The sequence below is a fragment of the Mycobacterium sp. HM-7 genome, from assembly GCF_053852335.1.
The window spans coordinates 3,925,437-3,936,438 of the sequence record NZ_CM132657.1 but is presented as its reverse complement, the minus strand read 5'-3'; the positions used below and the strand labels follow the sequence as shown (position 1 = coordinate 3,936,438).

11 protein-coding genes are annotated in these 11,002 nt (G+C 65.0%); 2 read left to right on the top strand and 9 right to left on the bottom strand.

The genetic code is table 11. The features are described from left to right. Positions 1-2: 2 nt before the first annotated feature. The 4 genes from ACWW1C_RS19020 to pdxR all read right to left on the bottom strand — a co-directional run bounded on the left by ACWW1C_RS19020 (position 3) and on the right by pdxR (position 3,727). The gene (locus ACWW1C_RS19020; protein ID WP_455979834.1) at positions 3-863 is read right to left on the bottom strand and encodes an ABC transporter permease; all 861 of its coding nucleotides are present in this window, start codon (positions 861-863) and stop codon (positions 3-5) included. Beyond that, positions 860-1,630 carry an MlaE family ABC transporter permease gene (locus ACWW1C_RS19015; RefSeq protein WP_455979833.1) on the bottom strand — a complete coding sequence of 257 codons (771 nt, stop codon included), beginning with the start codon at positions 1,628-1,630 and terminating at the stop codon, positions 860-862. Before ACWW1C_RS19015 ends, ACWW1C_RS19020 begins: the two co-directional genes overlap by 4 nt. Positions 1,631-1,966: 336 nt before the next feature. Then, positions 1,967-2,347: a hypothetical protein gene (locus ACWW1C_RS19010; protein ID WP_455979832.1), complete on the bottom strand. Its 381-nt coding sequence runs from the start codon at positions 2,345-2,347 to the stop codon at positions 1,967-1,969. Between the two features lie 9 nt (positions 2,348-2,356). Continuing rightward, positions 2,357-3,727: a MocR-like pyridoxine biosynthesis transcription factor PdxR gene (gene pdxR / locus ACWW1C_RS19005; protein ID WP_455984354.1), complete on the bottom strand. Its 1,371-nt coding sequence runs from the start codon at positions 3,725-3,727 to the stop codon at positions 2,357-2,359. A gap of 174 nt (positions 3,728-3,901) precedes the next feature. Here pdxR and ACWW1C_RS19000 point away from each other — a divergent pair, with 174 nt between their 5' ends. Beyond that, positions 3,902-4,471: a carboxymuconolactone decarboxylase family protein gene (locus tag ACWW1C_RS19000; RefSeq protein ID WP_455979831.1), complete on the top strand. Its 570-nt coding sequence runs from the start codon at positions 3,902-3,904 to the stop codon at positions 4,469-4,471. A gap of 66 nt (positions 4,472-4,537) precedes the next feature. Here the strand turns inward: ACWW1C_RS19000 and ACWW1C_RS18995 are convergent, their stop codons facing one another. The 4 genes from ACWW1C_RS18995 to ACWW1C_RS18980 form a co-directional block, all read right to left on the bottom strand. Continuing rightward, on the bottom strand, positions 4,538-5,107 hold the full coding sequence (locus ACWW1C_RS18995; RefSeq protein WP_455979830.1) for a nitroreductase family protein: 570 nt from the start codon (positions 5,105-5,107) through the stop codon (positions 4,538-4,540). Between the two features lie 55 nt (positions 5,108-5,162). Then, on the bottom strand, positions 5,163-6,830 hold the full coding sequence (gene qcrB, locus ACWW1C_RS18990) for a cytochrome bc1 complex cytochrome b subunit (RefSeq protein WP_455979829.1): 1,668 nt from the start codon (positions 6,828-6,830) through the stop codon (positions 5,163-5,165). A gap of 101 nt (positions 6,831-6,931) precedes the next feature. Continuing rightward, on the bottom strand, positions 6,932-7,426 hold the full coding sequence (locus tag ACWW1C_RS18985) for a polyketide cyclase (RefSeq protein WP_455979828.1): 495 nt from the start codon (positions 7,424-7,426) through the stop codon (positions 6,932-6,934). Continuing rightward, positions 7,423-7,905: a hypothetical protein gene (locus ACWW1C_RS18980; protein ID WP_455979827.1), complete on the bottom strand. Its 483-nt coding sequence runs from the start codon at positions 7,903-7,905 to the stop codon at positions 7,423-7,425. The genes ACWW1C_RS18985 and ACWW1C_RS18980 overlap by 4 nt, the downstream gene beginning before the upstream one ends. Positions 7,906-8,126: 221 nt before the next feature. Here ACWW1C_RS18980 and ACWW1C_RS18975 point away from each other — a divergent pair, with 221 nt between their 5' ends. Further along, positions 8,127-9,365 (top strand): DUF222 domain-containing protein, encoded by a 1,239-nt coding sequence (locus ACWW1C_RS18975; RefSeq protein ID WP_455979826.1) that lies wholly within the window; start codon positions 8,127-8,129, stop codon positions 9,363-9,365. 106 nt (positions 9,366-9,471) lie between these two features. Here ACWW1C_RS18975 and nuoN read toward each other — a convergent pair whose 3' ends face one another. Further along, a complete protein-coding gene (gene nuoN / locus ACWW1C_RS18970) occupies positions 9,472-10,965 on the bottom strand; it encodes an NADH-quinone oxidoreductase subunit NuoN (RefSeq protein ID WP_455984353.1) in 1,494 nt (497 codons plus the stop codon). Positions 10,966-11,002: the final 37 nt, after the last annotated feature.

Sequence of the window (11,002 nt, the reverse complement as noted above, 5' to 3'; positions counted from 1 at the left end):
GCTTAACCGGAGAGATTGAAGTTGCCGTTGGAGCCGTAGATGGCGAGTGAGATGAGCAACGTGATGGATACGACAACGATCAGCGACGTGCGGACGGCGTTACCGACTGCCACGCCTACCCCGGCTGGACCTCCGCTGGCGAAGAAGCCGTAGTACGTGTGCAACAGCAGGATTGCCAGCGCCATCAACACCGCTTCCAGGAATGACCAGAGCAGGTCGATGGGATTGAGGAAGGTGTCGAAGTAGTGGTTGTAGAGACCACCGGACTGTCCCAGTAGCACCACGGTGGTGAATTGGCTTGCCACGAAGGACAAGATCACCGCGATGGCGTACAGCGGCGTGATCGCGAGCATTCCTGCCGCGATACGTGTGCTGACGAGGTATTCGACAGATCGGATTCCCATCGACTCGAGTGCATCGATCTCTTCGTTGATCCGCATCGCGCCCAACTGGGCGGTGACGCCGGCACCGAAGGTGGCCGCCAGGCCGATCCCGGCGACAATGGGTGCCGAGATCCGGACGTTGATGAATGCGGCCAGGAATCCGGTCAGGGCTTCGATGCCGATGTTGCCCAGAGAGCTGTACCCCTGGATCGCCAGGACGCCGCCCGTGGCGAGGGTGAGAAATCCGACGATGACGACGGTGCCGCCGATCATCGCCAACGTCCCTGCGCCCATACTGATTTCAGCCATGAGCCGGATCACTTCGCGTCGGTAGTGTGCGGCGGCGTAGGGCACGGCGGCAATTGCCCGACCGTAGAACAGGATGTGGTCGCCGACGCCGGCGCTGATCCTCGCGGGCGCGTGGACGGCGCGGGTCAGCCGCGGGTACGCGGACCGAAGCGGCGCTGTGGTGCGGGTCATCGCGTGGTCATCTGGATACCGATGGCGGTGACCACCACATTGACCACGAACAGGGACATGAACGCGTACACGACGGTCTCGTTGACGGCGTTACCGACAGCTTTGGCGCCGCCCCCGGAGATGGTGAGTCCGCGGTAACAGGCCACCACGCCCGCGATGAGGCCGAAGAGCGTCGCCTTGACGCACGAGATGACGACCTCGGGAACACCGGTGAGCAGAGTGATGCCCGCGGCGAAAGCGCCGGGGTTGACATCCTGGACGAACACCGAAAACAGGTATCCGCCGAGGATGCCGATGATGACCACCAGGCTGTTGAGAAGCAATGCCACGAGTCCGGAGGCCAGCATGCGGGGGGTTACCAACCGCTGCACCGGATTGATGCCGAGCACCTCCATGGCGTCGATCTCTTCCCGGATGGTGCGCGATCCAAGGTCCGCGCACATCGCGGTGGCGCCGGCACCGGCCACGATCAGCACCGTCACCATGGGGCCGACTTGTGTGACAGCGCCGAACGCGGCGCCCGCTCCGGAGAGATCGGCGGCGCCCAGCTCGCGGAGCAAGATGTTGAGCGTGAAGGACACCAAGACGGTGAACGGGATCGCGACAAGAAGCGTGGGTGCCAGAGACACGCGCGCGACAAACCATGACTGGTCAAGGAATTCGCGCCATTGCACGGGCCGCCGGAACGCGAATTTGGCCGCGTCGGCCGTCATGGCGAACAACCCTCCGACCGCTTCCAACGGACCGGCGAACGATCGCTGCGGCATGACGTACTCCGTTCTCTACGGGACCTGCGAGTCGATGTGACCCGGGCCACGTCCCACCGAGGAAGACTGGCAGCCGCGCTTCGTCGCCCGCCATCACGATTCCCTCCTACCGGGATTTCGGGGATGGCCCGCCGCTTCGTTCGGTGAGTGGGAAAGACGGTTGACCCATCCCTGCGGAAGACTCGCCATTTCCCTGCGCCGTACCGCGGTGCGAACCGGTCGAGACCTCGTGGGCGCTGGAGCCGACGGAACGCCAAAATACCCGCTGCGCAGTGACTTACGTATTCTTGCGCCGAAGCGGGGGAGGAGAGGACACGGCTGTCTGAGCGCGCGCAGCTATTTCCGCCGGCTCACGACCAACGCGGTCACCCCGGCAAGGGTCAGCACTGTCAGGGCCGTGATGTCGAAGGCCGGCCTGCCGCCGAGATCCCGGTCGATCACGTGTGACACGACGTGGAGTGCTTCGAACGCGATAAAGCCGCCGAGTGCCACTTCCACGGGCGAACGCCGAGCCGCGGCCAGCAACATCGCCACCCCGACACCGATCTGCAGGACGCCCGCGTCATGCAGAAAATGTCGGTTGTACGGCTCGAAGGGCGCGAGCACCTGGAAGAAGGACATCGGCGCGACAAAGGCCCAGACGCCCAGGACCAGTGTTATCAGCCCGAGGGCCGCGCAGGTGACCAACACGATCCGCAACGAGGTCTGCGTCGTCATGCTCCGAGGCTAGGCGCGCAATGGCCCAGCGTCAGGGGCCACTTTGCAGCTGGTATCGGGTACCAGTTGCTCCGGGCGGCCGACTGCGGCGGCGATTGCCCGTACGCCGGTATCGATCTGTGACTCAGTCAGATTGGCGTAACCGAGTATCAATCCCGGCGGGGCACAGTCGGGTTCGGCGTAGCACCACGACAGCGGATCGATCCGCACACGCCGGCTTGCGGCTCGGCGCACGATGTCTTCGATGTCGCAGTCGTCGGGCAGTCGCACCGTGAGATGGACGCCGGCGGCGGCACCGAGCACCGTGGCTTCTGGCAGGTACTCGCGCAGTGCCTGCAGCAGGCAGTTGCGCCGGGCCAGATAGCGGCGGCGCATGAGCCGCAGATGTCGATCGTAGTCACCGGAACGGAGCAGGGTCGCGAAGGCGAGCTGATCCATGACCGAACTGCCGGTGTCGGCGAGACTTTTCGCCGACACCACGGGCCTGACAAGGTCCGGGGGCAGAACCATCCAACCGAGCCGCAAGCCGGGGGCCAGTGTCTTGCTCACAGAGCCGAGGTAGATGACACGGTCCGGCGCCAGGGCATGCAGTGCGCCGACAGGCGCCCGGTCGTAACGATATTCGGCATCGTAGTCATCCTCGATGACGAGGTTGCCCGCCCGCGCCCACTCGAGCAGCGCGGTGCGACGGGCAGGGGACAGGACGATGCCGGTCGGGGATTGGTGGGCGGGGGTCGTCAGCACCGTCGATGTCGTGGTGTTGGCGAGCGCCGTCACGTCGAGCCCGTCGTCATCGACCGGAATGGGGAGCGGCTCGATGCCGTGGTGACGGAAAACCATGCGGTGCAACCAGAATCCGGGATCCTCCATCGCAACGGAGCGATTTCGCAGCACGTGAGCGAGTAGTGCGATGGCCTGCGTCGCCCCGGAACACAACACGACGCGCTGTGGATCGGCCAGCACACCTCGGGTGCGTCGCAGGTAGTCCGACACCGCGGCGCGGGCGTCGGGCAGGCCCTTGGGGGAGGCGTATCCCAGAGACTGGGATTCGATGGAGGACAGCCCCTGGCGCAGCGCGCGTAACCAACTGTGTCGGGGGAAACTCGAAAGGTCGGGCACCCCGGGCGCGAAGTCCACGTCGAATGTTCGACGGTCTGGACGCGATGGTTGCGACTTCCCGGCAGTCGTGTCGACGGCGGTAACCGTGGTGCCAGAACCTTGTTGGCTCTGCAGGAAACCCTCGGCGACGAGTTGGCTGTATGCGTCGACGACGAGGCGTCGCGACACCTGGAGGTCAGCGGCGAGCACGCGGCTGGAGGGCAGTCGGGTCTTCGGCGCGAGGCGGCCGGTTCGGATCGCGTCCCGCAGACCGTCGGCCAGCTGGCGATGCAGCGCGTCGGCACCACTGGTCCGGTCCAGCTCGATGAGCAGCTCCGGACCCGAAGTGGTACCCGTTTCAGTCGAAATATTGGTTCCTAACCTGTGTCCAATGGCGACCTAGCATGAGGCTATACCGCCGCCGTCCGTTGGCAACGGAATCGAGGAGAACACGTCGTGAGAATCCTGAAGCGCATCTGGGTACACCTTGTGGTCCTGGCGAAGTCCCGCCAAAATCGTTGGGACCTACCGGGTTGGCTGATCCGGCGCCCGCTCATCGCGGTGGCGAACGGGCTCTACGAAATGGCGTTGCTGTTCAGCGGCCGGGCACCCACCGAACTGAAGCTGCTCGCGGGAATCAAGGCGGCGAGGTTGACCCATTGTGAATTCTGCATCGACATCTCTGACACGCTCGGCCGCAGTGAGGGGTTCTCGGAGGAGAAGCTCATCGCCCTGGTGAACTACCGCGACAGCGATGAGTTCACGCACCTCGAGAAGCTGTGCATTCAATTCGCTGAAGAGATGTCCCGTACGCCGGCGATCATCTCCGAAGGCCTGCGGGAGGAGCTGCTCACACACCTCAGCAAGGCGCAGTTGACGGAGATCGCTGCTGAAATCGCCTGGGAGAATCAGCGTGGCCGGCTGAACCAAGGGCTGGGCATTCGGCCAATGGACACCGCGGGCGGAACGGTGTGCCTGATCCCGCAGCTCGAGGCCCCAAGTGGCGCAAGTGATTCCGTCGAATGATGCCGTGGTTTCGTGGGCGTCGCCAGCAGAAAGTTGAGCAGCCACTGCCGTTCGCAGCTGATGTGATCACGCTCTGGCCCAGGTGATTTCGCGTCGTGACAATCGAGCCCGGCTCGGGGCAGGTCCGGTCTCCTCGTCCGACGGACGGCCCGCCGGCCCGAAAGCCGTCATCGACGTCACCTCCCACGCGGCCGGGACGTCGAACTCGCGGGCGACGGCATCGCGATCGAACGCGCGGAATTGATGCGCACCGAGTCCCATGACCAGGCCCTGAATCGTCATGTGGGCGACGGCTTGTCCGAGGTCGTATCGCGCGAACTCGGAGAACTCCCAGTCCGTGTCCTCGACGAGTACGTGAGCCATATTCACGACCAGCAGCGCGGCGTGGAGAGCCCATCGTGCTGAGCTGAGTGCCAGGTGATTCGCGATCCGCGAGTGGATCGGATCGTCACGGCGACCCACGATGAACATCCACGGCTGGGAGTTCCCGGCCGATGGCGTCAGCCGGGCGGCCTCGAGCAGTACGTTGATCTGAGCATCACTCAGGGACGCGGCCCGATCGAACGACACCGGACTGAACCGCTCCACCAAGAGCGGGTGGACTCCATCGGCAGTGGGATTCTCACACTCGGTCACACCAGCATCATGAGTGGAAACACCCTGTTTCACAACCAATGTGGCGCACCGGAAACTAGTGGTGCCCGTTGGAGCCGTTGGGCGAGATTTCGTCCTGGTATTCCTTGATGGCGGTGAGTGCCTTGTGCTCGGCGGCGTGTTCGGCGTCGGCGAGGGCGGCTTGTTCGACGGCGGAGTCGGCGAACAGGAAGCTGCCGGTGCCGGGGGAGCCAGCGGAGCCGAGCTTGTTCATGCGCTTGGGCAGTGCGGCGCCCTGGTATTCCAGCGGCAGGGGGTGGCCGTGGTCGTCGACCGGGCCGAGCGGCTGGTGCAGTTCGACGTAGGCGCCGTGCGGTAGCCGCTTGATGATGCCGGTCTCGATGCCGTGTTCGAGGACGGCGCGGTCGCTGCGTTGCAGGCCCACACACCAGCGGTAGGTGAGGTAGTAGACGATGGCGGGCAGGACCACCATGCCGATACGACCGATCCAGGTGGTGGCGTTGAGGGAGATGTCGAACTTCAGCGCGATGATGTCGTTCATCGCGGCGAGGGTGAGCACCATGTAGAACGCGATGGCCATGGCACCGATGGCGGTGCGGACCGGTACGTCACGCGGACGCTGCAGCAGGTTGTGGTGAGCGTCGTCGCCGGTGAACTTCTTCTCCAGGAACGGCCACGCGATCAGCAGACCGAACACCACACCCATGAGCAAGGCGACGCCCATGACGGCGGGGATGGTGTGGCCGAAGGGGTAGAACTCCCACGCCGGCCAGATACGGGCGAGGCCTTCGGTCCACATCATGTAGAAGTCTGGCTGGCTACCGGCGGACACCTGCGAGGGCTTGTAGGGGCCCAGCTCCCAGATCGGGTTGATCTGCAGCAGACCACCCATGATGCCCAGGATGCCGGTGACCATGGCGAAAAATCCCCCGGACTTGACGGCGAATACCGGCAACACACGGACACCCACGACGTTCCTCTCGGTGCGGCCCGCACCCGGGAATTGCGTGTGCTTGCCGAACCACAACAACACCAGGTGGACCGCGATGAGGCCCAAAATGACTGCGGGAATGATCAATACGTGCAGCGCGTACATCCGTGGGATGATCGTTTGGCCGGGAAAGTCCCCGCCGAACAGGGCCCAGTGCAGCCAGGTGCCCACGACCGGGATGCCCAGCGTGATTGACGACAGCGCCGCACGCAGACCGATACCCGAGAGCAGGTCGTCGGGCAGCGAGTAGCCGAAGTAGCCCTCGAACATGGCCAGGATCAGCAGCAGCGCCCCCGTCACCCAGTTGGCCTCACGCGGGCGGCGGAACGCGCCGGTGAAGAAGATGCGCGCCAGGTGCACCATGATCGACGCGGCGAACATCAGCGCGGCCCAGTGGTGAATCTGGCGGACGAACAGGCCACCGCGGACCTCGAACGAAATGTCCAGGGCCGACTCGTAGGCCCGCGACATCTGCACGCCGCGCAGCGGCTGGTAGACGCCGTTGTAGATGACCTCGGTCATCGACGGATCGAAGAACAGCGTCAGGTACACACCGGTGAGCAGCAGCACCAGGAAGCTGTACATCGCGATCTCACCGAGCAGGAACGACCAGTGCGTCGGGAAGACCTTGTTCAGCTGCCGACGTACCGCGCCCGACGGGTGGTGCCGCGAGTCGATCGCATTCCCCTGGGCGGCAAGGCGATTCGACGCCGGTGTCTGTCGTTGAGTTCGCAGGACCGAGCCGGCTTCCATGTCTGCCTCCTATTGCGATGAACGCCCTACCCTTGAGATGCATCTGGAGCGCATTTTGTGACAGGTCCGCGCTGTGACCTGTATCACAAATCGGGCGTCCGCTACTTTTCGGCGAGCTGCTTCAAGTTGAGCAGCTGCCGCCGCGCCATCACGAGATCGCCCACGCTGAGCAGGGGAGCGGCGAGCCGCCAGGATTGCGGCGCAGTCACTTTCAATACCAGCCGAGTGCTGTGTTCGTCGATCGGGGTGAGTTGATAGGACATGTGAGCGCCGATGATCTGCGCCGTCAACTGAACCTGATGTTCCACCGAGAGCACCTTGCCCAGTGGTCGGCCGGCGCTCGCGGTGAACGGATCACCGGGTCGGGGATCGTCCAGGTTGTACAGCTCGCGCGGAGATTCCCGGCCGAGGTTGTCGATCCAGTCGTACGAGTACGGCGCCAGGCGAACTTGAACAACCCACGGCCACAACCGATCTCGCGTGGTGTTCACGGACACTCCGCGCCACGCCTCGAGTGCGGGGCTGGCGACGTAGTTGTCGCAGCCGTAGCGCGCCATGGTCTCGGCGTCGGTGACGCCCCAGCGGTCACCGATCATCGGATGACCACGTTGTCCATCAGGTACGGGGCGGCCGCACGATGGATGGGGCCGATGGCCCGCCAGACCACCGCCGCAGCCCGCCGGTGTTTGTAGTGCAGTGCGGTGATGAGTTGGCCTGTCGAGGCATTCGCTCGCCGCAGGATCAAGGTTCCGTTCATCACCGGCGAATTAGCCTCCAGGCGAACTGCATCGGGTGTCGACTCTGCGATGCGCCACCCGAGGACATGCTGTGGTGAATCCACCGGCCCGAGCCGGAACAGCAGGAACGCCTTGTGTGCGAACCGGATCCCCTCGCGGATAGGTGGTGCGGACCGTTCGAGCGCCTCCCGCGCCAACATCTCAGGTGTGCGAACGTCGGACTCGGCGACCGTGACTTCGAAGACGTCGAGGTAGTCGGCCTGTTGGAGGTGTGGAGGCAGAGGGACATCTGCCAGGCTCACCTGGCGGGCATGCCCAACCGCCGACTCCGTCGCCATGACTACGAGGCTAGGTACTCATTGGCCGCTTGTCAGGGCCAGTTTCGTGGCGGAACCGGGTACCACTCGGGTGGGCACCGCGCTCCGAAAGTGAGTTGAGCGAGCGTTGGGACGGCGCGACGGTCGCGGTCGTCGCTCATGATGCGGTGTGTGTCTGACTCGGATCGCCCAGGGAGCCGGAAACTGGTTGCGGTTCGAACATATGTTCGATACAGTGTGTTATGGGAATCGCACCGAATCTCAGCCCTATCCTCGACCACCTACGTGACGTGGTCCTTCCCGACGAGATGGCCGGGGACGACGCACTAGAGGTAGCGCGGTGTCTGTTCAGGCTGCGGAATGTGGTCGATCATCTGGCGGTGATTCTTACCGGGGTGCTGGACCGGTGTGGGGTGGCCGCCTCACAGGGGCGGACGCTGCGGGAGCTGTTGATGTCGCTGGGCTGCGCGCCGTCGGTGGCCGAGAGGCTGGTTCGGGTCGGTGGCGCGCTGCCGTTGTTGCCGACACTGGCGGCGCATGCCGGCGATGGGGTGGTCTCCGGTGAGCATGTCGATGCGATCGTCAAGGGCATCAACCACATTCAGGCGCGTGCACCCGGTCGGGTGGATGAGGAGGCCCGGTTCGCGCAGGTGACGGATTTGTTGGGGCAGTTCTTTTCGGGGGCTACTCCGGCCGCGATCGGTGACCGGGCTCGGCGGTTGGGGAACCGTCATGCGGCCGCCGAGGGTGGGTTGCCGGCGGCGGAGGACCGCTCGATCAACACCCTCGATCACCGCGTCACCAGCGATGGACGCCTGCAGGTGCGGGCGGATCTGGATGCCGAAGTGGGCGCCAAGTTGGTGGCCGCGGTCGAAGAGCTGTCGGCGCCGCGCCCCGAACCCGACGGCACCCCCGACACCAGGTCGGCTTCCCGGCGGCGGGCCGATGCCCTCGAAACCGTGTTGGATATCGCCGCCCGCGGCGGGGACATCGCCTCCGCTCCGCGGACCCAGTTGTTGGTGACGGTGCCTGCCGACACCCCGGACCTCGCTCAGTTGGAGTTCATGGGGTCGATCAGCACCATGACCCTGGAGAGGCTCACCTGCGACACCGCGGTGACGGCGGTGATCGTGGACGGCGAACAGGTACCCCTCGATATGGGCCGGGACAAGCGCCTGTTCCCGGCGCCTCTGCGTAAAGCCCTGTATCTGAGGGATCAGTGCTGCATCAAATGCGGCGCCCCACCCGGGCGTACCCACGCCCACCACATCGTGCACTGGACCCACCACGGCGAAACATCACTGGGCAACGGATGCCTGCTGTGCCCGGCCTGCCACGCCAACGTCCACCACGACGGCTGGGACGTCGTCATGGGCCTGGACAAACACCCCTGGCTCATCCCACCCGCGACCGTCGATCCACACCGACAACCGATACCCGCCTATAACCGCCGCACCATGCGACTCGACCACGCTGCATAACCACCGCAGGTGCGTCCTCAAACCTGCTGTGCACCTTGATAATTCAACAGTGTACGGAGCTGGGTGTCGGTCTGCAGGTTGCGCAGATCGGCGGTTGGTCAGCTGCTCACCGCAGGAACTGGCCCGCGTGGTTGGCCAGGTCCAGTACCGGTTGCGGGACGGCACCCAGCGCCAGCGTCACGAAGGCGGTGAGTCCGATCATCGCGGTACTGAGGGTGCCCGACTGCACTTCTGGGCCATCCTCGACAGGATCGGTGAAGAACATCAGCACGATCACCCGGACGTAGAAGTACGCGGCGACGGCGCTGACGATCACGCCGATCACAACCAGGGATGCGGCGCCACCTTCGGCCGCGGCCTTGAAGACGGCAAACTTGCTGACGAATCCACTCGTCAGCGGAATGCCGGCGAACGCCAACAGGAACAACGCGAAGACCACACCGAAGAACGGATGCCGGCGCCCGAGCCCGGCCCACCGGCGTAGGTCGTCTTCCTCGTCACCGTCGGCGCGGCGCACCACACTCACCACCGCGAACGCACCGAGCGTGCTGAACCCGTAGGCGAACAGGTAGAACAACGACGCCGACAGCCCGTTGTCGTTGAGCGCGATCACGCCGGTGAGGATGAAACCGGTATGTGCCACCGAGGAGTACGCCAGCATGCGCTTGACGTCGTTCTGCGCGATGGCTATCACCGTGCCCACTGCCATGGACAGCACCGCGATGATCGACAGCACCGGTCGCCAGTCATTGGCGAGCGCCGGTAGCGCCACGTAGCAGACCCGCAGCAAGGCGCCGAAAGCGGCGATTTTGGTGGCCGAGGCCATGAACGCCGTCACCGGCGTAGGTGCCCCTTGATACACGTCGGGCACCCACGAGTGGAACGGCACCGCACCGACTTTGAACAGGAGACCCACGCTGAGGAGCGCGATACCGATGAGCCCGAGGGAGGCCGGTCCGCGGCCGGCGGCCACCCCCGACAGGCTCAGGCTGCCCGAATAGCCGTAGAGCATCGCAACGCCGAAGAGGAAGAACGCCGACGAAAAGGCGCCCAGCAGAAAGTACTTCAGCGATGCTTCCTGGGACAGCAGCCGATTTCGCCGGGCCAGCCCGCACATCAGGTACAGCGGCAGCGACAGCACCTCGAGTGCGACGAACATCGTCAGGAGATCATCGGACGCACCGAACAGCATCATGCCGCCGAGCGCGAACATCGCCAGCGGGAAGACCTCGGTCTGGGCCACACCGGCTTTGAGCGCCACCTGCTCGGCGGCACTGTCGGGCACCGTCGCTGCCTGTGGCGTGAACGCAGCCAAGCCGCTACCGTCCGAAACTCGTTGAGCCATCAGCAAGGTCGCCAAGAGGCTGACTCCGAGTAGCGTGCCCTGCAGGAACAGCGCCGGCCGGTCGATGGCGATGGCCCCGAGTACCGCGGGCCGGCCGATCGCCGAACCCAGGTGCAGCGCTTGGGTAACCACGGCGATCAGCGCCACCGCCTGGCCGCCGATGCTCAGGGCGACCTGGGCGTGGTAACGCGCCGCGCGCGGCGCGAAGGCCTCCACGAGCACGCCGGCCAGCGCGATGCCGAACACGATCAGCATGGGCGACAGCAGGCCGTACTCGACGGATGGCGCGGGG

Coding starts and splice junctions, on each gene's coding strand:
- ACWW1C_RS19020 (WP_455979834.1), bottom strand. CDS start 863: ATGACCCGCACCACAGCGCCGCTTCGGTCCGCGTACCCGCGGCTGACC.
- ACWW1C_RS19015 (WP_455979833.1), bottom strand. CDS start 1,630: ATGCCGCAGCGATCGTTCGCCGGTCCGTTGGAAGCGGTCGGAGGGTTG.
- ACWW1C_RS19010 (WP_455979832.1), bottom strand. CDS start 2,347: ATGACGACGCAGACCTCGTTGCGGATCGTGTTGGTCACCTGCGCGGCC.
- qcrB (WP_455979829.1), bottom strand. CDS start 6,830: ATGGAAGCCGGCTCGGTCCTGCGAACTCAACGACAGACACCGGCGTCG.
- ACWW1C_RS18985 (WP_455979828.1), bottom strand. CDS start 7,426: ATGATCGGTGACCGCTGGGGCGTCACCGACGCCGAGACCATGGCGCGC.
- ACWW1C_RS18980 (WP_455979827.1), bottom strand. CDS start 7,905: ATGGCGACGGAGTCGGCGGTTGGGCATGCCCGCCAGGTGAGCCTGGCA.
- ACWW1C_RS18975 (WP_455979826.1), top strand. CDS start 8,127: ATGGGAATCGCACCGAATCTCAGCCCTATCCTCGACCACCTACGTGAC.
- nuoN (WP_455984353.1), bottom strand. CDS start 10,965: ATGCTGATCGTGTTCGGCATCGCGCTGGCCGGCGTGCTCGTGGAGGCC.